Here is a 22,274-nt window from a genome sequence, read left to right as displayed (position 1 = left end):
GTCGTGTTCTTGGCGCGGATCGAAGAGGCGGTACGTTGCAACGCGTCCTTTACCTGATCATGCGCATATCGATTGAAAACTAGGGAACGGCGATGGGCAAGCACTTGCGCGACAAGCCGTTCGGGGACCCCATGGCGTCCAGCATAGAACAGGCGGCCGCCGACTGGTTCTTCGAAAGCAGCCTCGACATGTTCGTGGTGCTGGAGGACGACGCGATCCTCCGCGTCAATCCGGCCTGGACCCGGCTGACCGGCTGGGCGCCCGAGGACACCCTGGGCCGGCCCATCCGCGACTTCTTCCACCTGCACGACACCGACACCCTTCGCGGCGTCGGCGCGACCCTGCGCGAGCAGGGCGAGGCCCGCTCCGAGCATCGCCTGGCCCGCAAGGGCGGGGGCTGGCTGTGGGTCCGCTCGCAATCCAAGCTGCTGCCCGAGGCGTTCGGACGCGACGCCCTGGTCATCGTGTTCCAGGACTTCACCGAGGACCGCGCCCGACGGATCGAGCGCCAGCAGTCCGAGCGCGCCAACGAGCTGCTGCGCAACGCCGCCGGCGTCTATGTCTGGCGGTTCGACCCGCGCAAGGGGGTCTATGTCTTCGAGCAGGACGTCCCCACCCTGTCCTCGCCCCAGGGCGGCGTGCGGACCATGACCATGGGCGAGATGACCGCCTCGGTCCATGTCGACGACCGGCAGATGGTGTGGGAGGCGTTCAGCCAGACCCTGGCCACCGGCGACCATCACCTGCTGACCTATCGCTATTTCGACCCGGCCAACCGGACCTGGGTGTGGATGCGCTCCGCCTGGCGTGGGGTGCGAGGGGCCAACGCCAGGGCCTGGGACGTGATCGGCATCAGCCAGGACGTCACCGAACTGGTCGCCACCCGCGACGCCGCGCTCGAGGCGGCCGAGGCCAAGTCCCAGTTCCTGGCCAATATGAGCCACGAGATCCGCACCCCGATGAACGGGGTGCTGGGGGTCATGCACCTGCTCAAGCGCGAGACGCTCTCGGCCGACGGCCGCCAGCTGCTGACCGAGGCGCTGGCCTGCGGGGCCATGCTGTCGGAACTGCTCAACGACATCGTCGACTTCTCGAAGATCGAGGCCGGCAAGCTGGAGATGCATGCCGAGCCGATCGATCCGGCCGCCGTGCTGCGCAGCGTCGCCGACCTGCTGCGGCCCCAGGCCACGCAGAAGGGCCTGACCCTGACGGTCTCGGTCGATCCCGGGATCGGCTGGGTCGGCGCGGACCCTCTGCGGCTGCGCCAGGGACTGTTCAACCTGCTGGGCAACGCCGTGAAGTTCACCCTGGAAGGCGGCGTCCAGGCGCGCCTGACCCGCGCGGACCGGCCGGGCGAGCGGCGCCTGCGCTTCGAGATCCAGGACACCGGCGTCGGCATCGACCAGGCCACGGCCGACGGCCTGTTCCAGCGCTTCAGCCAGGCCGACGGCTCGACCACGCGCCGCTTCGGCGGGGCCGGCCTGGGGCTGGCCATCACCCGGCGCCTGGCGATCCTGATGGGCGGCGACATCGGCTTTTCCAGCCCGCCGGAGGGCGGTTCGCTGTTCTGGCTGGAGATCGCGGCCCCGCCCGCCTCGGAGGCGGCCGCGCCCGCCGAAGAGGCCGACACCGCGCTGCTGGCCGGCGTGCGCGTGCTGATCGTCGAGGACAACCCCACCAATCGCCTGATCGCCGGCCGGCTGCTGCAGGCGATGGGCGCGCGGGTCGAGACCGCCGACGACGGCGCCCAGGGCGTCGAGGCCGTCGAGCGCGCCGCGCCCGGCTTCGACCTGATCTTCATGGACATCCAGATGCCGGGCATGGACGGCGTCGAGGCCGCCCGACGCATCCGCGGCCTGGGCGGCGAGGCGGGCGCGACCCCGATCATCGCCATGACCGCCAACGCTCTGGCGCACCAGCGGGCGTCCTATGTCGCCGCCGGCATGAACGGCGCGGTGGCCAAGCCCCTGTCGCCCGCCGCCCTGGTCCAGGCGATCGCCGCCGTGCTGGGCCCGTCGGCGGATACGGGTTCCGAGCCGGCGGCCCGGGCGTTCTAGGCCTTCGAACCACGTCGCCGCCTCAATCCCGCAACACAGCTGCAAGATTCCGGGCGCACGAAAGCGGCGCCGAAGCGGGTCGCGCGCCTTGTCGCGAAGACCGGGCTTCCTAAATCTGGACTCGCGGGTCCAAGGGCGCTGCGCGAGACCGCGGACAAGGGGGCGACAGATGGACGACGGCCGGATCGCAAGCCCCGCCACCGAGCGGTACGCCAAGAAGAAAGAGGCGATCCTCGCCGCGGCCACGGCGATCCTGAACCGGCAGGGCGTCAAGGGCATGACCCTGGCCGACGTCGCCGCCAAGGTCGGGCTGATCACCACCAGCGTCACCTATTACTACCGCAAGAAGGACGATCTGGCGGCCGCCTGCTTCATGCGCGGCCTGGAGCGCTTCGACGCCCTGGTCGGCGAGGCCGCCAAGGCGCCGGACGCGCCCAGCCGCCTGCTGGCCTTCCTGGACCTGTATCTCGACCTGAACCGCCAGGTGCGCCTGGGCGAGGCCGCGCCCCTGACCAGCTTCACCGAGATGCGGGCCCTGAAGGAGCCGCTGCGCGGTTCGGTGCAGGGCGCGTTCAACGACCTGTTCCGCCGGGTGCGCGGCTTCTTCGAGGGCCCGGAGTTCGACCACCTCGACAAGCGCGACCGCAACGCCCGCACGCACCTGCTGCTGGAGCAGGTGTTCTGGTCGGGCTCGTGGCTGCGCCGCTACGACGTCGAGGACTATGGCCGCGTGCGCGACAAGATGTACGACATCCTGGTCCATGGCCTGGCCCCGAAGGGCGCCGACGCCGGCGCGTCCTGGGCCCCGCTGGCCCTGCCCGACCCGACGCCGCGGTCGCCCGACGGCCAGGAATGGCGCGAGACCTTCCTGGTCGCCGCCACCCGGCTGATCAACCAGCGCGGCTATCGCGGGGCCTCGGTCGAGGACATCTCGGCCCAGCTGAACGTCACCAAGGGCTCGTTCTACCACCACCACGAGGACAAGGACGCCCTGGTGGTCGAGTGCTTCGAGCGCACCTTCGCCGTCACCCGCAAGGCCCAGGCCGACGCCCGCGCCCTGGCCGGGGACAGCTGGGAGCAGCTGTCGTCGGCGACGGCGGCGCTGGTCGCCTACCAGCTGTCGGACCACGGCCCGCTGCTGCGCGCCTCGTCGATGGGGGCCCTGCCGATCGAGATCCGCCACGAGATGGCCCAGGGCTACAACCGCGGCTCCGAGCGTTTCGCGGCGATCATCTCCGACGGCGTGGCCGAGGGCTCGATCCGGGCGGTCGATCCGATGATCGCGGCCCACATGATCAACTCGATGCTCAACGCCGCCGCCTCCTTGGGGGTCTGGGTCCCTGGCCTGGAGCGCGACGAAGCCGCCAGGCTGTTCGCCCGGCCGCTGCTGACGGGCCTGTTTTCGCGGTAGAGCGTGGCAGCCGAAAGTGTGAGCGGTTTCGGCGCGTGCCACGCTCTAAAAAGGCTCTAACGGCTCGCCAAAAATAATCGTCGCGCCATGTCGCAAGGCGCGCCTCTGGTTCGTCATTCCCAGGCAGGCCAAAGCGCGGACGTTCGCAAGGACCCGCCATCAACCGCCGGTGGGAAAATTGCGATGACGCCCTGCCCTTTCATCTCGGCGCCTCCATACCCAATTGAACGAACGTTGATCGGTCACCGGGGTCGGGCGGCCGTTGGTCTTTGGGGATCGGCCATGAGCCTTCTGGTGGTCGAGCGCACGGCGGGCGCTTCGAGGGCCTTGGCCATATCGCTAAGCGATTTGACTATTAAATCACTTAACAATATGGATCACCGCCATGTCAGGAAGCGATCCCCCTTGCGGACCCGGAGCGTGGCGCGGGCCGCCCACGCCCAGCGACCCGATCGCCCAGCGCCTGAAGACCATCTCGATGCTGACGCGCCAGATCGGTCGCAAGATCGGCGAGAGCCTGGGCGTCAACGTCACCGACATGGCCGCCCTGGAGCATCTGCTGAACAACGGCGCGATGACCCCCGGCCAGCTGGCCGCGCACCTGAAGGTGACCACGGCCGCCGCCACCCAGATCGTCGATCGCCTGGAGCGAGCCGGCCACGTCGCCCGCGAGCGGCGGACCACCGACCGGCGCAAGATCTGCGTCATGCCCGTGCCGGCCTCCCTGGATCGGGCCTTCGAACGGCTGGCGCCGATGATCGACGGGCTGGACGGGGTCATCGCCGGCCTGTCGCCGGCCGAGCGCCAGGTCATAGAGCGCTTCCTGGACCAGGTCGTCGACATCTACGCGACCGTCGCCGGTCGTCCCGCCTCCCCATTGAAATAGATTCGGCCGCCTTCCCTTCGGCCACGCCTGCAGGTGAATGTTGATGAGTGAAGTCATGACCGGAGAGCGCCAGCGCCCACGGCCATCCCGATCCGGGGCCTCCCTCCTGGCCCTGGGCCTGGGCCTGGGCCTGGGCCTGGCGAGCCTGGCCGTGGCCGGCTGCGTGAACACCCCGCGCCCGACGCCCGACACCCGCCTGCCGGCCGCCTACGAGGCGCCCGCCGGCGCGGCCCAGGCGGACCTGGACCACTGGTGGACCAGCTTCAACGATCCGCAGCTGACCAGCCTGATCGAGACGGCGCTGGAGAAGGCCCCCGACGCCCGAACCGCCGCCGCGGTGCTGGACGAGGCCCGCGCCGTCCGCAAGGGCCAGGTGCGCCAGATCTGGATCCCCGGCACGCCCCTGACCGGCAGCGCCAGCAAGACCCACACCGACATCCTCGACAACAGCGGCGCCGCCGGCTTCACCCAGGGCGGAAACAGCGAGAGCTACGCCGCCAATTTCGACGTGTCGTGGGAGCTGGACCTGTTCGGCCGCAAGCGCGCGGGCCTGGGCGTGGTCAACAACGACTTCGCCGCCGCCCGCTTCGCCTACGAGGGCGCCCGCGCCTCGCTGGCCGCCAATGTCGCCCAGTCCTATTTCGAGGCCCGCGGCCTGGCGGTGCAACTGGACGACGCCCGCCAGACCGAGCGCATCAACACCTCGCTGCGCGACTTCGCGGTCAAGAAGGCCAAGGCCGGCCTGATCGCCACCTCGGAAGCCGACCGCGCCGAGGCCGACCTGGCCGACACCCAGGCCCGCGCCGCCAACCTGGAGGCCCAGCTGGGCGCGGCGCGCCGCAGCCTGCTGATCCTGGTCGGGCGCGGGATCGACCCGCTGGCCAGCCTGCCGGTCGACGCCAGGCTGGACCTGGCCCCGCCCGTGCCCGCCGCCATCCCCGGCGACCTGCTGGGCCGGCGTCCGGACGTGCGCGAGGCCCAGGCCCGCCTGGCCTCGGCCTCCGGGACGCTGAAGGTCAACGAGCTGGCCCTGCTGCCGACCTTCAACATCACCCCCGGCGTCGGCCTGACCAAGAGCGTCCAGCCGTCGTTCCCGTTCGCCGGCGGCGGCGGCGGCAAGACCTCGACCACCAGCGCGGCCTGGACCATCGGGGCCGATGTCTCGATCCCGGTGCTGAACATCCCGGCCTTGCTGGCCGACATCGACGCCCAGGACGCCCGCACCCGCCAGGCCGCCATCGCCTTCGAGAAGGCCGTGCAGACCGCCTATGGCGAGGCCGAAAACGCCATGCTGCAACTGGCGGCCGACCAGCGCCGGGTCGACCTGCTGACCGCCGGCGAGGCCCGCGCCCAGCGGGCCTACGAGGCCAACCGCAAGGGCTATGGCCTGGGCCTGATCGACCTGACCACCACCCTGCAGGCCGAACAGTCCTGGCGCGCCTCGCGCTCGGCCCTGACCGGCGCGCGCACCGACGCCCTGCTGCACGCCGTCCAGACCTACAAGGCGCTGGGCGGCGGCTGGTCGCCGGCCGCCACCCAAGTTTCCTCGAAATGAGACCCTCTCCCATGACGACCCGCACCGCGCTCGCCGCCATGATCCTGATCACCGCGACAGGCCTGACCGCCTGCGGCGACAAGAAGGACAAACCCGCCTCCCAGCCGGCCGCCGCCCAGGCCCGCACCGTCAGCGTCGGCTCCGTCGAGACCCGGCCGCTGGGCGGCGGGGTCGAGGCCTCGGGCCAACTGGTCTCGCGCGAGGAAGCCGCCGTCGGCTCCGAGCTCAGCGGCTACCGCGTGGCCCGTCTCTATGCCGACGAGGGCGACTGGGTCCGGGCCGGCCAGCCCCTGGCCCAGCTGGACGCCACCCTGCTGCGCGCCCAGGTCGACCAGCAGGCGGCCCTGACCGCCCAGGCCCAGGCCGAGGCCAAGCGCGTGGCTGGCCTCGACGGCCAGGGCGTGCTCAGCCAGGAGCAGATCGAGACCCGCCGCTATACCGCCAAGGCCCAGGAGGCGGCGCTGAACGAGCTGCGCACCCGGGTCTCGCGGATGACCATCACCGCCCCGGTCAGCGGCCGGGTCCTGCAGCGCGGCGTCCAGCCGGGCCAGATCGCCGGCGGCGGGACCACGCCGTGGTTCACCATCGCCCGCGACGGCCTGGTCGAGCTGGACGCCGAGGTCAACGAGGCCGACCTCGCCGGCATCCGCCCCGGCCAGCCGGTCCAGGTCAGCCTGCCCGGCGGCCAGTCGGCGCCGGCCGTCGTGCGCCTGGTCAGCCCGCGGGTCGACAGCAACAGCCGCCTGGGCAAGGTGCGGGTGCGCCTGCCCGTCCGCCCCGACCTGCGCCCCGGCGGCTTCGGTCGCGCCACCTTCGGCGCCTCGGGCGCACCGGTCACCGCCATTCCGGAGGCCGCGATCCGCTACGAGGCCGACGGCCTCTATGTGATGACCGTCGACGGCGCCAACCGCGCCCACCAGACACCGGTGAAGATCGGCCAGAAGGGCGGCGGCTGGGCCCAGATCGTCCAGGGCCCGCCGGCCGGAACCCGCATCGTGCTCGGCGGCGCCTCGTTCGTCACCGACGGCGACGTGATCCGCCCCTCCGCCACCCAGCAGGCGGCCCGCTGATGGCTACCGAACACAAGACTGGCGAACACAAGACGGGCGAACTCCGCATTTCCGCCTGGGCGATCAAGAACCCGATTCCCGTCGCGGTCCTGTTCATCGCCCTGATCATCGCCGGGATCGGCTGCTACCTGGGCCTGCCCATCAAGCAGTTCCCCAATGTCGAGTTCCCCGCCGTGACCGTGACGGTCACCCAGAGCGGCGCCGCGCCCGGCGAGATGGAGACCCAGGTCACCCGCCCCATCGAGGACGCGGTGGCCAGCATCTCCAACGTCAAGACCATCCGCTCGTCGGTGGTCCAGGGCGCCTCGACCACCACCATCGAGTTCAACCTCGGCGAGGACCTGCAGAAGGTCACCGACGAGGTGCGCTCCAAGGTCGACCAGACCCGCGCCGTCCTGCCCCGGGAGGTGGACGAGCCGATCGTCCAGCGCCTGGAGATCACCAGCGCCCCGATCATCACCTACGCCGTCTCGGCCCCGAACATGAGCGCCACCGAGCTGTCGTGGTTCATCGACGACAGCGTCACCCGCGCCCTGCAGGGCGAAAAGGGCGTGGCCCAGGTGGCCCGGGTCGGCGGCGTCGATCGCGAGATCAACGTCATCATCGACCCCGACCGCATGGCCAGCTTCGGCGTTACCGCCCCGCAGCTGAACCAGGCCCTGGCCAGCTTCAGCGTCGACGCCCCCGGCGGCCGCGCCAAGATCGGCGGCCGCGAGCAGACCCTGCGCGTCCTGGGCGCGGCCACCACGGTCGAGCAACTGCGCGCCATCACCATCCCGGTGTCCGGCGGCCGCTACGTCAAGCTGACCGACGTGGCCCAGGTCGGCCAGGGCGCCGAGGAAGAGCGCGGCTTCGCCCGGCTCGACGGCAAGCCCGTCGTCGCCTTCCAGGTGATGAAGACCCGCGACTCCAGCGACGTCGCCGTCGAGGACAACGTCAAGAAGGCGGTCGAGGTCCTGCAGGCCAAGCAGCCGGGCGTGACGTTCGTGAAGATCTTCTCGACCGTCGACGAGACCCGCGCCAGCTTCGCGGCCACCGAGCACACCCTGCTGGAAGGCATGCTGCTGGCCTCGCTGGTGGTGTTCCTGTTCCTGCGCGAGTGGCGCGCCACCCTGATCACCGCCATCGCCATGCCGGTGTCGCTGATCCCCACCTTCGCCTTCATGGCGATCATGGGCTTCTCGCTGAATGTCGTGACCCTGCTGGCCCTGACCCTGGTCATCGGCATCCTGGTCGACGACGCCGTGGTCGAGATCGAGAATATCGAGAAACGCGTCTCACGGGGACAGAGGCCGTTCCAGGCGGCCATGGAAGGCGCGGACTCCATCGGCCTGGCGGTGGTGGCCACCACCTTCACCATCGTGGCGGTGTTCGTGCCGGTGTCCTACATGCCCGGCACGCCCGGCCAGTTCTTCAAGGAATTCGGCCTGACCGTCGCCGTGGCCGTGCTGTTCTCGCTGGTCGTCGCCCGCCTGCTGACGCCCCTGCTGGCCGCCTATTTCCTCAAGCCGTCCAAGGACCCGCACCCGCGGCGCGAGTTCGAGGGCTTCTATCGCGGCGTGCTGGACTGGTCGCTGGACCACCGCTTCCTCAGCATCGTCATCGGCACCCTGATCCTAATCGGCTCGTTCGCCCTGGCCGCCTTCATTCCCACGGCCTTCCAGCCGGCCGGCAACGCCAACTACTATTACCTGAAGGTCCAGGGGCCGCCGGGCGCGACCACGGCCGACATGGAGCGCACCGTCCAGTCGGTGACCGCCATGTTCCGCAAGCGCCCCGAGACCGCCCACGTCTTCGCCCAGGTCGGGTCGAACATCGGCAGCGGCTGGGGCGGCCAGAGCGGCGCCGACCTGCGCGACGCCACCATCACCATCGTGCTGAACGGCAAGCGCGACCTGACGGTGACGCAGATCAAGCAGGCGGTGCGCAACGGCCTGCACGACATCCCCGACGCCCGCGTCAACCTGCTGGGCGACTGGGGCACATCCGAGGTCCAGACCATCCTGATCTCCGACGACGGCCCGCTGCTGGAGCGCACCGCCGCCCGGATCGAACGCGAGATGCAGAAGCTCTCGACGGTGGCCGATCCGCGGCCGTCCTCGCCGCCCAGCGGTCCGGAGATCGTCATCCGGCCCAAGCCCGACGAGGCCGCGCGCCTGGGCGTCAATGCCGCCGACATCGCCGCCATCGCCCGGGTGGCCACGGTCGGCGACATCGACGCCAATGTCGCCAAGATGACCCAGGGCGAGCGGCGGATCCCGATCCGCGTGCGCCTGCCGGCCGAGACCCGCGCCGACCTCGACGCCCTGGGCGCCCTGCGCATCCCCACGGCCAGCGGCGGCACGACCCGGCTCGACACCGTGGCCGACCTGTCGTTCCAGGCCGGCCCGGCCAAGATCGACCGCTTCGCCCGCAAGCGCCAGGTGACCATCGAGGCCGACCTGGCCAACGGCGCCCAGCTGGGCCAGGCCATGGCCGACGTGGGCAAGCTGCCGACCATGAAGAACCTGCCTCCCAGCGTCGGCCCGGCCACGGCCGGCGACCAGGAGGCGTTCGTCGAGCTGTTCACCGGCTTCGCCATCGCCCTGCTCTCGGCGGTCGGCCTGGTGTTCGGCGTGCTGGTGCTGCTGTTCCGCAGCTTCTTCAAGCCGATCACCATCCTGTCGGCCCTGCCCCTGGCGATCGGCGGGGCGTTCTTCGCCCTGCTGGTCACCGGCCAGTCGCTGTCGATGCCGTCGCTGATCGGCTTCCTGATGCTGATGGGCCTGGCGGCCAAGAACTCGATCCTGCTGGTCGAGTACGCCATCGAGCAGGAGCGGGCCGGCATGAGCCAGCGCGACGCCATCCTCGACGCCTGTCACGAGCGGGCCCGGCCGATCATCATGACCACCCTGGCGATGATGGCCGGCATGCTGCCCACCGCCCTGGGCATCGGCACCGGCTCGGAATTCCGCCAGCCGATGGCCGTGGCGGTGATCGGCGGGCTGATCACCTCGACCGTTCTGTCCCTGGTGCTGGTGCCGGTGGTCTACGAGATCGTCGACGACATCGAGCGCTGGCTGACCCCCAAGCTGTCGCGCATGACCACCCCGCGCGAGGCGAACGGGGCGACGCTGTCGCCGGTGGATCGGTTGTAGGGGCTGGACACAACCAGGAGCCCAGAAGGGTTGTCATCCCGGACAAGCCCGGCGCGAGCCGGGCGCAGATCCGGGACCGCCGAAAGCGCCGAGCTCAGGCGTCGGTCCCGGATCGGCGCGCTACGCGCTTGTCCGGGATGACAGCACGATAGGACTTTGATTTCCTTGACCCCTCGGCGATCCGATAGAGGACGCGGTCTCTAGTCCAGCAGGGAATTGACCGACGGCGCGCCGTCCGCCTTGCCGCTGATCGGCTCGCACCAGGCGAAGCGGCCGTTCAGGCCGTCGGTGCGCCGCGCGGCCAGGCCGGTCTCGTACATCTCCTGGCCCAGGTCGACGCCGTCCAGCTTGACGACCGCCAGCTGGCGATGGAACTCGTCGAACCCCGTCGCCGGCTCGACGACGATGTCGCGGGCGTCTTTGACCTTGGCCCGCACCCAGGCCAGGGTGGTCTGGGCGGCCGTGGCCTCGGCCCAGCAGCGGGCGTCGGGTATGCCCTGCGGCGCGTAGGCGTTGGCCAGGCGCACGTGCTTGCCGTCGATCACCATGGCGTCGGCGCTCAGCACCCGCACGCGATCACCCAGTCCCGGCGGCGGCGGCACCGAGGGCGGCGGGTCCGGCGTCCGCTGGCACGCCGCCAGGCCGGCGGCCGCCAGGGACAGGATGACAAGCTTGGCGCGGATCAACGGATCACCCCCGGTTTCGCCGGCAGAATAACGTGTTCTCACAGGGCCGGGAACCGCCCTAGGCCGGCGTCACCGCGCCGAACAGCTGGTCGGCGAACAGGTCCAGGGCCTTCTGCGACAGGCTGGTGTTGTTGAGGATCACCACGCTGGTCCGGGTGTCGAGGCGGTGGCCCAGCACCGAGCGGTAGCCGGCGGTGTTGCCCGTCTCCCAGCCGGCGGGATAGGGCTTGCCGTCGATCATCAGGGTGCGGACCCGACCGCCCAGGGCGTAGCTGTCGCTGGCCACCTCGATGGTCCGCAGCTGGCGTTGGGAGGCGGCCGACAGGAAGTCGGTGTCGAAGATCCGGTGCGCGGCCTTCAGCAGATCCGACGCCGTGCTGAAATAGCCGCCGGCGGCGACCATGTAGGGCTGGCGGTCATTGGGGCGGCGCACGGGCGGCGAGGCGGCGGTGTAGCCCGCGGCGGTCCGGAGGCCGGTCGCGATCTGGTCGCTGGCGTCGGTCTGGGCCAGGCCCAGCGGGGCGAGCGTGATCCGTCGCATCGCCGCCTGGAAAGGCTGGCCGGTCACCGCCTCGACGACGGCCAGCACGATGACCCAGTTGGTGAAGGCGTAGTCGAACCGCGCGCCGGGCTCGAAGCTCAGGTCGCCCTGGCAGAACCGTTTCAGGGCCTGGGCGGTGCTGAGCGGCGTCTTGGTGAGGGTCGGGTCGAGCTTGGCCGCCGGGTTGAACAGGTTGGGCACGCCGCTGGCGTTGGACATCAGCCGCCGCAGGGTGATCTTGGCGCCGGTGTCGGCGCGGTAGTCGGGCAGCCAGGCGGTGATCGGCGCGTCCAGCGACAGCTTGCCGGCTTCGATCAGCTTGAGCACCGTCACGGTGGTCAGCCATTTGGAGATCGAGGCGATACCATAGAGCGTGTCGATGGTCGCCGGCCTGCCCGCCTCGATGTCGGCCAGGCCGAAGGCGCGGGCGTAGGTCGGCTTGCCGGCCTTGCCCAGCATGACCACGCCGTTGAAGCCCTGGGCCTTGACGAAGGCGTCGACGACGGGGTTGTCGGCGCCCAGCGGCCTGGCGGCGAAAGCCGCGCCGGGCGCCAGGGCCAGGCCGGCGCCGGCCAGCAGGAGATCGCGTCGATGCAGCATGAAGGCCCCCGGCCGAGAGCCTCCTGCCGAGACCCTGACCAGGCTAGGACGCGGCGGACCGCGGGTCATCTTAAGGTCTGGTAATGCGGCGGCGCTCCCCCTCCGGCCCTTCGGGCCACCTCCCCCAGAGGGAGAGGATCTTGCGCCGTGCGAGCTGCTCCCCCTCTGGGGGAGCTGTCGGCGAAGCCGACTGAGGGGGCCTTCACCGCCTCCAAAGCAAAAGGCCCCGGAGTTTCCTCCGGGGCCTTCGCAGTCTTAGCCGAAGCTAGAAGGTCGAGAACTACTCGACGATTTTCGCGACGACGCCGGCGCCGACGGTGCGGCCGCCTTCACGGATGGCGAAGCGCAGCTTCTCTTCCATGGCGATCGGGGTGATCAGCTCGACGTCCAGCTCGGCGTTGTCGCCCGGCATGATCATTTCCACGCCTTCGCGCAGCTTGATGATCCCCGTGACGTCCGTCGTACGGAAGTAGAACTGCGGGCGGTAGTTGGTGAAGAACGGGGTGTGACGGCCGCCTTCTTCCTTGGTCAGGATGTAGGCCTCGGCCACGAACTTGGTGTGCGGGGTGATCGAACCCGGCTTGCACAGCACCTGGCCGCGCTCGACGTCTTCGCGCTTGGTGCCGCGCAGCAGCACGCCGACGTTGTCGCCCGCCTGGCCCTGGTCCAGCAGCTTGCGGAACATTTCCACGCCCGTGCAGGTCGTCTTCTGGACCGGACGGATGCCGACGATCTCGACTTCCTCGCCGACCTTGACGATGCCGCGCTCGACGCGGCCGGTCACCACCGTGCCGCGGCCCGAGATCGAGAACACGTCTTCGACCGGCATCAGGAACGGCAGGTCGACCGGACGGTCCGGCTGCGGGATGTAGGTGTCGACCGTGGTCATCAGTTCCAGGATCGACTGCTCGCCGATCACCGGGTCGCCGCCGTCGATGGCCACCTTGGCCGAGCCCTTGGTGATCGGGATGTCGTCGCCCGGGAAGTCGTACGACGAAAGCAGCTCGCGCACTTCCATCTCGACCAGTTCCAGCAGCTCGGCGTCGTCGACCAGGTCGACCTTGTTCATGTAGACGACCAGGGCCGGCACGCCGACCTGACGGGCCAGCAGGATGTGCTCGCGGGTCTGCGGCATCGGACCGTCGGCGGCCGACACCACCAGGATCGCGCCGTCCATCTGGGCCGCGCCGGTGATCATGTTCTTCACATAGTCGGCGTGGCCGGGGCAGTCGACGTGGGCGTAGTGACGGTTGGCCGTCTCATATTCCACGTGCGCGGTGTTGATGGTGATGCCGCGGGCCTTTTCTTCCGGCGCGGCGTCGATGTCGGCGTAGTTCTTCGCGGTCGCACCACCGGTCTTGGCCAGAATGATGGTGATCGCGGCCGTCAACGTCGTCTTGCCATGGTCAACGTGACCGATGGTGCCGATGTTGCAGTGCGGCTTGTTACGTTCGAACTTTTCCTTGGCCATTTTTCTCTAGCTCCGGACCCCAGAGGGGCCTGCAATTAAAAGGGATTTCTGGGGTTAGGCGAGAGGGCTCCTGGCGGAGCCCCCTCCAGTCTTCGTGTACGCTTTTTCCGAGGAAAAAGCTTACGCGTACTTCTTGATCACTTCGTCGGCGACGTGTTGCGGCACCGGCTCGTAGTGGTCGTACTGCATGGTGAACTGGGCGCGGCCTTGGCTCATGCCGCGCAGGGTGTTCACGTAGCCGAACATGTTGGCCAGCGGCACGAAGGCGTTCACCACCGTGGCGTTGCCGCGCATGTCCTGGCCCTGGATCATGCCACGGCGAGCATTCAGGTCGCCGATGACCGAACCCAGGTACTCTTCCGGGGTCACGACCTCGACGGCCATGATCGGCTCGAGCAGCTTGGGCGCGCCCTTTTCACGCAGTTCCTTGAAGGCGGCGCGCGACGCGATTTCGAACGCCAGCACGCTGGAGTCGACGTCGTGGTACTTGCCGTCCGTCAGGGTCGCCTTGAAGTCGATCAGCGGGAAGCCGGCCAGCAGGCCGTTGTCCTTGACGGACTCCAGGCCCTTCTGGACGCCGGGGATGTATTCCTTCGGCACCGCGCCGCCGACGATCGAGTTTTCGAACACGAAGCCCGAACCCGGCTCGCCCGGTTCGAAGGTGATCATGACGCGGGCGAACTGGCCCGTACCACCGGTCTGCTTCTTGTGGGTGTAGTCGATCTCGGCGCGCTTGCCGAGGGACTCGCGATAGGCCACCTGCGGCGCGCCGATGTTGGCTTCGACCTTGTAGGTCCGCTTCAGGATGTCGATCTTGATGTCCAGGTGCAGTTCGCCCATGCCCTTCAGGATCGTCTGGCCGCTCTCGAAGTCGGTCGAGACGGTGAAGGACGGATCCTCGGCGGCCAGCTTGGCCAGGGCGACGCCCAGCTTTTCCTGGTCGGCCTTGGACTTGGGCTCGACGGCGATCTCGATGACGGGCGCCGGGAATTCCATGCGCTCCAGGATCACCGGCGACTTCAGCGGATCACACAGGGTGTCGCCGGTGCGGGTTTCCTTGAGGCCGGCCAGGGCGACGATGTCGCCGGCATAGGCTTCCTTGATGTCTTCGCGGTTGTTGGAGTGCATGAGCAGCATGCGGCCGACGCGCTCGCGCTTGTCGCGCGTGGCGTTCAGCAGGCTCATGCCGGTTTCCAGCTTGCCCGAATAGATGCGGCAGAAGGTCAACGAACCGACGAAGGGGTCGTCCATGATCTTGAACGCCAGGACCGACAGGGGCTCTTCGTCCGAAGCGTGACGCACGACTTCTTCTTCGGTCTTGAAGTCGATGCCCTTGGTCGGCGGGATGTCCACCGGCGAGGGCAGGTAGTCGACGACGGCGTCCAGGAGCGTCTGCACGCCCTTGTTCTTGAAGGCCGAGCCGCAGAGGATCGGATAGAAGGCGCCGGTCAGCACGGCCTTGCGGATGCACTTCTTCAGCACGGCTTCCGAGGGCTCTTCGCCGCCCAGATAGGCTTCCATGGCTTCGTCGTCGAGTTCGACGGCCGCTTCCACCAGGTAGGCGTGGGCTTCCTTGGCCTTGTCCAGCAGGTCGGCCGGGATCTCTTCGTCGCGGAAGTTGGCGCCCAGGGCGTCGTTGTCCCAGATGACGGCCTTCATGCGGACCAGGTCGACCAGGCCGCTCAGCGAGGATTCCGAACCGATCGGGAACTGGATCGGAACGGCCTTGGCGCCCAGGCGGTCACGGATCGACTCGACCGACTTGTCGAAGTCGGCGCCGATCTTGTCCATCTTGTTGACGAAGACGATCCGCGGAACCTTGTACTTGTCGGCCTGGCGCCAGACGGTTTCCGTCTGCGGCTCGACGCCGGCGTTGCCGTCCAGGACCGTCACGGCGCCGTCGAGGACGCGCAAGCTGCGCTCGACTTCGATCGTGAAGTCGACGTGTCCGGGGGTGTCGATGATGTTGAGGCGCTTGTCTTTCCAGAAAGCGGTCGTCGCGGCCGACGTGATGGTGATGCCGCGCTCTTGTTCCTGGTCCATCCAGTCCATGGTGGCGGCGCCGTCGTGGACTTCGCCGATCTTGTGCGACTTACCCGTGTAATACAGGATCCGCTCGGTCGTCGTCGTCTTTCCGGCGTCGATGTGCGCCATGATGCCGAAGTTGCGGTAGTCTTCGATTTTATGCTGGCGGGCCATGGATCTAGCTCTGCGTGACAGCCCGACCCCAAGCTGGGGCAGGGACATTTAAACGTGCGGCGCGGGCGGTTTATCTCAAACCGCCCGCGCCTGAAAGAGTGCTGGTAAGAAAGCTTACCAGCGGTAGTGCGAGAACGCCCGGTTGGCTTCAGCCATCTTGTGGGTGTCTTCGCGCTTCTTCACCGCGGTGCCGCGGTTGTTGGAGGCGTCGAGCAGCTCACCGGCCAGCTTTTCAGTCATGGTGTTTTCGCCACGCTTGCGGGCGGCGGTCACCAGCCAGCGGATGGCGAGGGCGCGGCGACGGTCCGGACGGACTTCCACCGGCACCTGGTAGGTGGCGCCGCCGACGCGGCGCGACCGGACTTCGATCGCCGGGGCGACGTTGTCCAGGGCGGAGTGGAAGGTCTCAAGCGGACCTTGGTCCTTGCGCTTGTTTTCCAGGATGTCGAAAGCACCGTAGATGATGTTTTCGGCGACGGCTTTTTTGCCCTCGTACATCACGTAGTTCATGAACTTCGTGACGATCAGATCTCCAAACTTGGGATCCGGCAGGACTTGACGTTTCTCGGCGCGACGGCGGCGGGACATACTTCTTCTTCCTTACTTCGGACGCTTGGCGCCGTAGAGCGAACGACGCTGCTTACGATCCTTGACACCTTGGGTGTCGAGGACGCCGCGCAGGATGTGATAGCGGACGCCGGGCAAATCCTTGACGCGGCCGCCGCGGATAAGCACCACCGAGTGCTCCTGCAGGTTGTGGCCTTCGCCCGGGATGTAGCAAACGGCTTCGATGCCGGTGGTCAGACGGACCTTGGCGACCTTACGCAGAGCCGAGTTCGGCTTCTTCGGGGTCGTCGTGTAGACGCGCGTGCAAACGCCGCGACGTTGGGGGCAGCCCTTCAGGGCGGGCACCTTGTTCCGGACCGGCTTAGGCTGGCGCGGTTTGCGGATGAGCTGGTTGACGGTAGGCATTAAGTCTCTGCTCTGATGGAAGCGTGTGCCTTTCGGCCGAGGCGCTTCAGGGTCCTTGTCGTTTTTATTCCGGCTTGTCTCGGCCTCGGGTGAGGACCTGATAAACACGAAACTCGCCGGGACGCGGGCAGCGTTCCGGCGGGCTGGACCGTCGGGTAAGGGACGGGCGCTCATCAGGACGGACAGGGTCCGCCTCGAAAAGAGCGCGGAAACTACTCGCGAACGCATCCGACGTCAATGCCGAGTCAAATCGCGGGTTTGCGTCGGTTAATGGCTCCCTAACGGTCACGCTTTCGCCGTCCCGAAACCCCACTGGCGCGGGCGGTCGGTCATCCCATCTAACGTTCAGCCGCCATGGTTTCGCCACTCGAGGTGGCAAGCCTCGCGGCTCCCTGTTCCTGTCGAGCTTGTTCTTGTCCCCGTCGACGGCGCGCAAAACCCGGGTGAGAAACGGCGCCGTCCTCTGCGGGTCGCTGGTGCTGCACGCCGTGGTCCTGGCCGTCCTGGGCTGGCCGGCGGCGACACGGTTCCAGGACCGGTCGAACGACGAGGACGCCATCAGCGTCACCCTGCAACGCGACCGCGTCCCGCGCCGGCCGACGCCGGAGACGCGGGCCAGCCCCGAACGGGCCGCGGCGGCCTCGCCGGTCCAGCCGCGCGCGCCGCGCCAGGTCGCACCCTCCTGGATCCAGCCGCTGGGCGTCGCCCCCGTTCCCGGCCCGCCCGCGCCGGCCAACCGCGCCACGGGCGTCCATCCCGCGCCCCTGCCCGAAGGGCCGCGGGGCGACCTGCGCACCGCCCTGCGCGGCAGCAGCGCCGGCTGCGCCAACGCGCAGGCCGTCGGCCTCAACCGGCGTGAGCAGGAGCATTGCGACGAGACGTTCGGGGCCAAGGTCCGCAACGCGCCGGTCTATGACGCGCCGATGGACGCGGCCAAGCGGCGGGGCTTCGACGCCCAGGCGCTGAAGCAGCAGGCCGACCGCGCCTATCGCGACGCCCCGAGCGTCGGGGTGGATCACCGCAATCGCGACAATCCGGGCAAGGGCAAGGACATCCCCTGGGTGCTGGGCGCCGAGCAGGACGGGCTGGGCCGGTCGCTCTCGACCGAGCAGCAGGCGCTCAGGCGGCTGGACGATGCGCGGAAGGCCGATGCGCGTCGGAAGAGGGCCGAGCGCCAGAACGATCAGCGCTGACCGCCCCGACCCTGAAGTGGCCGACCAGGGCGGCCAGGCCCTCGACCTCGCGCACCAGGGTCAGGCTGTCGGCGGCCGAGCGGTTGACCATGGCGGCGTTCTTCTGGGTGGCCTGGTCCATGTGGCTGACGGCGATATTGACCTCCGACAGGCCCGAGGCCTGCTCGGCGGCCGAGGCGGCGATCTGGCCGATGACGCCGTCGATGGCGCCGACCTGGCCGGCGATCTTCTGCAGGGCCTCGCCCGTGCGGCCCACCAGCACGACGCCGGCCTCGACCTGGCGGGCGGAGTCGGCGATGTGGACCTTGATCTCCTTGGCGGCGTCGGCCGAGCGCTGGGCCAGGGCCCGCACTTCTTGCGCGACGACCGCGAAGCCGCGGCCGGCGTCGCCCGCGCGCGCAGCCTCGACCCCGGCGTTCAGGGCCAGCAGGTTGGTCTGGAAGGCGATCTCGTCAATGACGCCGATGATCTGGGCCACCTGGTGCGAGGAGGCCTCGATGCCGCCGATCGCCTGGATGGTCTCTTCGACCACGGTGCGCGAACGGCCGGCCTCGGCCTGGGCCTGGCTCACCGCCTCACGAGCGCCACGGGCGCCGTCGGCGGCCACGCGGACGGCGTTGGTGATCTCGGTCAGGGCGGCGGCGGCCTCTTCCAGGCTGGCGGCCTGCTGTTCGCTGCGGGCCGACAGGTCGCCGGCCGCGCCGGCGATGCCGTTGGCGCCCGAGGTCAGGCCGCCCACGGCCGAGATCACCGCGCCCATCGCCCGTTCCAGGCGCTCGACGGCCTGGTTGAAGTCGGCGCGCAGGCGCTCGTAGTCGGGCGCGAAGGCCTCGGTCAGGCGGACGGTCAGGTCGCCGGCCGACAGCCGGTCCAGGCCGTGGGCCAGGCGCGACACGACCTGGGCCTGCTGTTCGGCCTGCTGGCTGTCGCGGTCGGCCGACAGGCGGCGCTCGGCCTCGGCGGCTTCACGATGGGCCTGCGCCTGCGCCTCGATGCGGCCCTTCTCGCGGGCCTCGTCGCGGAAGGCGTGGACCGCGTCGGCCATCAGGCCGATGTCGTCGCGCCGGCCGGCGAACGGCAGGGCGACGGACAGGTCGCCGCCCATCACTCGCTTCATCGCGTCGCGCAGGTCGCGCAGGGGCGACAGCTGGCGGCGGACCATGGCCACGGAAACGGCCACGCCGGCCCCGGCCAGCACCACGCCGGCGATCGCCAGCCAGATCAGCTGGCGGTAGACCGGCTGGAAGTAGTCGGCCTTGGCCACGCCGACGAACAGGATGCCGATCACCTCGCCCGACGCATTCTTGATCGGGTCGTAGGCGACGAAATAGGGCTTGCCGAGGATCTTGGTCTCGCCCCGATAGGGCTCGCCGCGGCCGAGCACCGCGTCATGGACCGGGCCCTTGGCCAGGGACGTGCCGACCGCGCGGCTTCCGTCGGCCTTCTGCACATTGGTGGTGACCCGCGTGTCGCCCATGAACACCGTGGCCACGCCGCCGACCAGGTCCTTGACGTGATCGACCACGGCCGTGTCGCCGTTCAGCGTCTTGCCGCCCACCGTCAGCGTGTCGCCCTCGCGCGCGAAGACCGCGTCCTGGCCGCCCACCGCGTCCCAGGCCACGCGCATGCTGGCCTCCTGCTGGGCGACCGCCTGCGACTTGGCGAAGTCCAGCGAGTTCTTGCCGACGATGGCCAGCAGGGCCAGCAGCAGGGTCATGAAGGCCGCGACGACGGTCAGGCTGACCTTGGTGGAGATGTCCGAACGCATGGGGCGCCAATGTCTGGGGAAACCGATCCCGAGTTTGCACCGCAACATCTCAAGTAAGGCTTAACCTTGCGGCCGATTGATCGCTCTGACGAAACCGCGACGTTGCGCCGCACCCGCCAAGCGATCAGGCGACCGGGGTCGGCCCGGCGTTCCAGGCGGCCGTGGCCAGGGTCGTCGGCGAATAGTCGCCGAACGCCCAGCGCAGCGGCAGGGCGGCGGGGCGGCGCCAGGCGCGCTCGACCGTGAACCGCCACTGGCGCTGGACGCCTTCAGGCCAGCCGCCGGCCGGCGGCGCCCAGTCGATCTCCACCCGGCCCTGCAGGTGCAGCAGGTCGCCGGTCTCGAAATCGACGAACAGCAGGGCCGCGCGCGGGTCGAGCACCAGATTGCCCAGGGTGTTGAAGAACCGGTTGCCCCGGAAATCGGGAATGGCCAGCACCTCGCCCGCCGCCTTGACGAATCCCGGCAGGCCGCCCCGGTGCGAGATGTCGACGCCGCCGTTGTCGCCATCACTGTCGCCCCCGGCGTTGGTGGCCACGAACATCGTGTCCGCCCGGGCGATCTGGGCCAGGGCCTCGGGCGTCGGGAAGGCGATCACCTCGGCCGGCCGGGTCGCGGCCGGCCCGGTCTCCACCGCGCGGGTCTGGATGTATTGCGGGCAGTTGCCGAAGCTCTGCAGCACCTGAAGGGTCAGACCGCCATCGCCCGCCGCGCTGATCCGACCGTTGGCGCGGTTGCGACGACGGGTCGCGAAGTCCAGGCCCAGGGCGCCGAACGGCCGGCCGGCGGCGAACAGGTCGGCGCCCGGTTCTCCCGTCCGGGGCCGGGCCGCGACGGTCAGGGTCGCGGGATCCGGGCTCCTGACGAAACCGGGAGGTCCGGTCAGCACCGTGGCCACGGGCCAGCCGTCGATGTCGGTGGTGGCGATGAACAGGTAGGGCAGCAGGGCGAAGAAGTCGCGGTGCTGGTCGGGCATGAACGGCCGGATGCCGGTCGCTCCGGGCGTTCCGACGCCCGCCAGCGCCTGGGCGGCCAGCTCGCCGGCGTGGAAGGGGCCGTCCATCTCACGCCGCCGCGAAGTCGGGCATCGGCCGGAACCAGGGCTGGGCCTCGACCCGCGCCAGCCAGGCGCGCACGGCCGGATAGGGCGCAAGGTCGACGCCGCCGTCCGGGGCGTGAGCGATGTAGGAATAGCAGGCCAGGTCGGCGACGGTGACGTGCTCGGCGGCGAGATAGGCGCGGCCGACCATGTGGCCGTCCATGAAGGCCAGCATCCGGGCGGCGATGCGCGCGGCGCGGGCGGGATCGTCGGGGAAGTCGAACAGGGCGATCATCCGGGCGATGGCCGGGCCGTGCATGACCTCGCCGGCGGCGATCGACAGCCAGCGCTGGACGCGGGCGGCGGCGACCGGCTCCTGTGGCAGCCATCCGGCGTCGGGCGCGTAGCGGCGGGCCAGGTAGACCAGGATGGCGTTGCTGTCGGCCAGGGTCAGGTCGTCGTCCTGCAGCACCGGGATCTGGCCCAGCGGATTGAGCGCCAGGAAGGCGGGCGAGGCGCGGACGTCCTTGGGCGCTTCGGCGAAACGCCAGGCCAGGCCCAGGGCGTTCAGCATCAGGCCCACCCGGTGGGTGTGGCCTGACAAGGGCATACCGTGCAGGACGATGGCGGCGTCGGACATCGAAGCTCTCCCCTTAAGTGCGGAGTGGCATATTCGCCATTGCGCCGAACGAAATGAATTGAGCAAATCGGCAAGATATAATTGCGGATGTCGGAATGGATCGGCTCGACGAACTGGCCCTGCTGGTGGCGATCATCGACACCGGGTCGCTGGCCGCCGCCGGGCGCAGGCAGCGGCGCTCGCCCGCCGCCATGACCCGGGCCCTGGCGGCGCTGGAAGAGCGGATGGGCGCGCGGCTGATCGAGCGGACCACCCGCCGCCTGGCCCCGACCGAGGCCGGCCGCGACCTGGCCGAACGGGCCCGGCGGCTGCTGGCCGACTACGAGATCGCCCTCCAGGCCCCCGCCCCCGACGCGGTGCGCGGCACGCTGCGGATCACCGGCCCGACCGTGTTCGGCGGCCGTCACCTGACCCCCGTCGTGGCCGACTTCCTGGCCCAGCATCCGGGCGTCCAGGCCGACCTGACCCTGCACGACCGCAACCTCGACCTGATCGAGGGCGAGCTGCACGTGGCCCTGCGGATCGGGCCGTTGGCCGATTCCAGCCTGGTGGTCCGCAAGCTGGGCCAGGTGCGCCGGCTGGTGGTGGCCGCCCCCGACTACCTGGCCCGGCGCGGGACGCCGCTGGAGCCCGCCGACCTGGCCGGGCACGAGGTGATCCTGACCACCGTGGTCTCGGCCTCGCCGGAGTGGCGGTTCGAGAAGCAGGGCAAGGCGCGGGCCGTGCGGCTGGAGCCCCGCCTGCGGGTCAACAATGTCGAGGCGGCCCTGGCGGCGATGGTCGCGGGGCGCGGGATCGGCCGGGCGCTGTCCTACCAGGTGGCGCAGGACCTGGCGGCCGGACGGCTGGTGCGCCTGCTGCCCGACTTCGAGCCTCCGCCCCTGCCGGTGCAACTGGTCACCTTGGGCGGCCGGTTCATGCCGCCGCTGGCGCGGGCGTTTCTCGACTTCGCGGGACCGAGGCTTGAGCGGCTGGCGGTGCTGCGGGAGGGGTAGCGCCGAAGACGCCCCCTCCGTCGGCTTCGCCGACACCTCCCCCAGAGGGCGAGG

General features: G+C 69.7%; 17 protein-coding genes. 8 read left to right on the top strand and 9 right to left on the bottom strand.

What is annotated here, in order from left to right; all coding sequences use genetic code 11:
- Positions 1-92 precede the first annotated feature (92 nt).
- The 6 genes from AC07NX_RS10015 to AC07NX_RS09990 all read left to right on the top strand — a co-directional run bounded on the left by AC07NX_RS10015 (position 93) and on the right by AC07NX_RS09990 (position 10,116).
- Positions 93-2,057, top strand: a complete 1,965-nt coding sequence (locus tag AC07NX_RS10015; protein WP_494641414.1) for a response regulator — start codon at positions 93-95, stop codon at positions 2,055-2,057.
- A 169-nt stretch (positions 2,058-2,226) separates the two neighbouring features.
- Positions 2,227-3,468: a TetR/AcrR family transcriptional regulator gene (locus AC07NX_RS10010; RefSeq protein ID WP_494641412.1), complete on the top strand. Its 1,242-nt coding sequence runs from the start codon at positions 2,227-2,229 to the stop codon at positions 3,466-3,468.
- Positions 3,469-3,853: 385 nt separating this feature from the next.
- Complete coding sequence (locus tag AC07NX_RS10005; RefSeq protein WP_494641410.1) at positions 3,854-4,354, top strand: MarR family winged helix-turn-helix transcriptional regulator; 501 nt, start codon at positions 3,854-3,856, stop codon at positions 4,352-4,354.
- A gap of 55 nt (positions 4,355-4,409) precedes the next feature.
- Complete coding sequence (locus tag AC07NX_RS10000) at positions 4,410-5,909, top strand: efflux transporter outer membrane subunit (protein WP_494641408.1); 1,500 nt, start codon at positions 4,410-4,412, stop codon at positions 5,907-5,909.
- Entirely contained in the window at positions 5,906-6,979 is a 1,074-nt protein-coding gene (locus tag AC07NX_RS09995; RefSeq protein ID WP_494641406.1) for an efflux RND transporter periplasmic adaptor subunit, read from the top strand. Before AC07NX_RS10000 ends, AC07NX_RS09995 begins: the two co-directional genes overlap by 4 nt.
- The gene (locus AC07NX_RS09990) at positions 6,979-10,116 is read left to right on the top strand and encodes an efflux RND transporter permease subunit (RefSeq protein WP_494641404.1); all 3,138 of its coding nucleotides are present in this window, start codon (positions 6,979-6,981) and stop codon (positions 10,114-10,116) included. Before AC07NX_RS09995 ends, AC07NX_RS09990 begins: the two co-directional genes overlap by 1 nt.
- A gap of 200 nt (positions 10,117-10,316) precedes the next feature.
- Here the strand turns inward: AC07NX_RS09990 and AC07NX_RS09985 are convergent, their stop codons facing one another.
- The 6 genes from AC07NX_RS09985 to rpsL form a co-directional block, all read right to left on the bottom strand.
- The gene (locus AC07NX_RS09985; protein ID WP_494641402.1) at positions 10,317-10,802 is read right to left on the bottom strand and encodes a thermonuclease family protein; all 486 of its coding nucleotides are present in this window, start codon (positions 10,800-10,802) and stop codon (positions 10,317-10,319) included.
- Positions 10,803-10,860: 58 nt separating this feature from the next.
- Positions 10,861-11,943 carry a serine hydrolase domain-containing protein gene (locus AC07NX_RS09980; protein ID WP_494641400.1) on the bottom strand — a complete coding sequence of 361 codons (1,083 nt, stop codon included), beginning with the start codon at positions 11,941-11,943 and terminating at the stop codon, positions 10,861-10,863.
- A 280-nt stretch (positions 11,944-12,223) separates the two neighbouring features.
- A complete protein-coding gene (gene tuf, locus AC07NX_RS09975) occupies positions 12,224-13,414 on the bottom strand; it encodes an elongation factor Tu (RefSeq protein WP_035072114.1) in 1,191 nt (396 codons plus the stop codon).
- A gap of 120 nt (positions 13,415-13,534) precedes the next feature.
- Entirely contained in the window at positions 13,535-15,613 is a 2,079-nt protein-coding gene (gene fusA, locus AC07NX_RS09970; RefSeq protein ID WP_035080498.1) for an elongation factor G, read from the bottom strand.
- Positions 15,614-15,727: 114 nt separating this feature from the next.
- Positions 15,728-16,201, bottom strand: a complete 474-nt coding sequence (rpsG, locus tag AC07NX_RS09965) for a 30S ribosomal protein S7 (protein ID WP_007661568.1) — start codon at positions 16,199-16,201, stop codon at positions 15,728-15,730.
- A 12-nt stretch (positions 16,202-16,213) separates the two neighbouring features.
- The gene (gene rpsL / locus AC07NX_RS09960) at positions 16,214-16,585 is read right to left on the bottom strand and encodes a 30S ribosomal protein S12 (protein WP_007661566.1); all 372 of its coding nucleotides are present in this window, start codon (positions 16,583-16,585) and stop codon (positions 16,214-16,216) included.
- Positions 16,586-17,028: 443 nt separating this feature from the next.
- Here rpsL and AC07NX_RS09955 point away from each other — a divergent pair, with 443 nt between their 5' ends.
- Positions 17,029-17,778 carry a hypothetical protein gene (locus AC07NX_RS09955; RefSeq protein WP_494641396.1) on the top strand — a complete coding sequence of 250 codons (750 nt, stop codon included), beginning with the start codon at positions 17,029-17,031 and terminating at the stop codon, positions 17,776-17,778.
- Here the strand turns inward: AC07NX_RS09955 and AC07NX_RS09950 are convergent.
- From AC07NX_RS09950 to AC07NX_RS09940, 3 genes are all read right to left on the bottom strand, one after another.
- Positions 17,705-19,546 (bottom strand): methyl-accepting chemotaxis protein, encoded by a 1,842-nt coding sequence (locus AC07NX_RS09950; protein WP_494641395.1) that lies wholly within the window; start codon positions 19,544-19,546, stop codon positions 17,705-17,707. The genes AC07NX_RS09955 and AC07NX_RS09950 overlap by 74 nt on opposite strands.
- A 124-nt stretch (positions 19,547-19,670) precedes the next feature.
- A complete protein-coding gene (locus AC07NX_RS09945; RefSeq protein ID WP_494641393.1) occupies positions 19,671-20,609 on the bottom strand; it encodes a pyridoxamine 5'-phosphate oxidase family protein in 939 nt (312 codons plus the stop codon).
- Position 20,610: 1 nt separating this feature from the next.
- Complete coding sequence (locus AC07NX_RS09940) at positions 20,611-21,225, bottom strand: glutathione S-transferase family protein (RefSeq protein ID WP_494641391.1); 615 nt, start codon at positions 21,223-21,225, stop codon at positions 20,611-20,613.
- Between the two features lie 95 nt (positions 21,226-21,320).
- On the opposite strand from AC07NX_RS09940, the gene AC07NX_RS09935 reads away from it, so the two are divergent.
- Complete coding sequence (locus tag AC07NX_RS09935) at positions 21,321-22,220, top strand: LysR family transcriptional regulator (RefSeq protein WP_494641389.1); 900 nt, start codon at positions 21,321-21,323, stop codon at positions 22,218-22,220.
- The last annotated feature ends 54 nt before the right edge of the window (positions 22,221-22,274 follow it).

The organism is Caulobacter sp. GW821-FHT09A05, from assembly GCF_059418465.1.
The sequence above is the reverse complement of the archived record's forward strand: the minus strand, read 5'-3'. Positions and strand labels throughout refer to the sequence as shown.

What these genes read in the sequence shown, in the direction of transcription:
- AC07NX_RS10015 (WP_494641414.1), top strand. Translation starts at nt 93, where the DNA reads ATGGGCAAGCACTTGCGCGACAAGCCGTTCGGGGACCCCATGGCGTCC.
- AC07NX_RS10010 (WP_494641412.1), top strand. Translation starts at nt 2,227, where the DNA reads ATGGACGACGGCCGGATCGCAAGCCCCGCCACCGAGCGGTACGCCAAG.
- AC07NX_RS10005 (WP_494641410.1), top strand. Translation starts at nt 3,854, where the DNA reads ATGTCAGGAAGCGATCCCCCTTGCGGACCCGGAGCGTGGCGCGGGCCG.
- AC07NX_RS10000 (WP_494641408.1), top strand. Translation starts at nt 4,410, where the DNA reads ATGACCGGAGAGCGCCAGCGCCCACGGCCATCCCGATCCGGGGCCTCC.
- AC07NX_RS09995 (WP_494641406.1), top strand. Translation starts at nt 5,906, where the DNA reads ATGAGACCCTCTCCCATGACGACCCGCACCGCGCTCGCCGCCATGATC.
- AC07NX_RS09990 (WP_494641404.1), top strand. Translation starts at nt 6,979, where the DNA reads ATGGCTACCGAACACAAGACTGGCGAACACAAGACGGGCGAACTCCGC.
- AC07NX_RS09980 (WP_494641400.1), bottom strand. Translation starts at nt 11,943, where the DNA reads ATGCTGCATCGACGCGATCTCCTGCTGGCCGGCGCCGGCCTGGCCCTG.
- tuf (WP_035072114.1), bottom strand. Translation starts at nt 13,414, where the DNA reads ATGGCCAAGGAAAAGTTCGAACGTAACAAGCCGCACTGCAACATCGGC.
- fusA (WP_035080498.1), bottom strand. Translation starts at nt 15,613, where the DNA reads ATGGCCCGCCAGCATAAAATCGAAGACTACCGCAACTTCGGCATCATG.
- rpsG (WP_007661568.1), bottom strand. Translation starts at nt 16,201, where the DNA reads ATGTCCCGCCGCCGTCGCGCCGAGAAACGTCAAGTCCTGCCGGATCCC.
- rpsL (WP_007661566.1), bottom strand. Translation starts at nt 16,585, where the DNA reads ATGCCTACCGTCAACCAGCTCATCCGCAAACCGCGCCAGCCTAAGCCG.
- AC07NX_RS09950 (WP_494641395.1), bottom strand. Translation starts at nt 19,546, where the DNA reads ATGCGTTCGGACATCTCCACCAAGGTCAGCCTGACCGTCGTCGCGGCC.
- AC07NX_RS09945 (WP_494641393.1), bottom strand. Translation starts at nt 20,609, where the DNA reads ATGGACGGCCCCTTCCACGCCGGCGAGCTGGCCGCCCAGGCGCTGGCG.
- AC07NX_RS09940 (WP_494641391.1), bottom strand. Translation starts at nt 21,225, where the DNA reads ATGTCCGACGCCGCCATCGTCCTGCACGGTATGCCCTTGTCAGGCCAC.
- AC07NX_RS09935 (WP_494641389.1), top strand. Translation starts at nt 21,321, where the DNA reads ATGGATCGGCTCGACGAACTGGCCCTGCTGGTGGCGATCATCGACACC.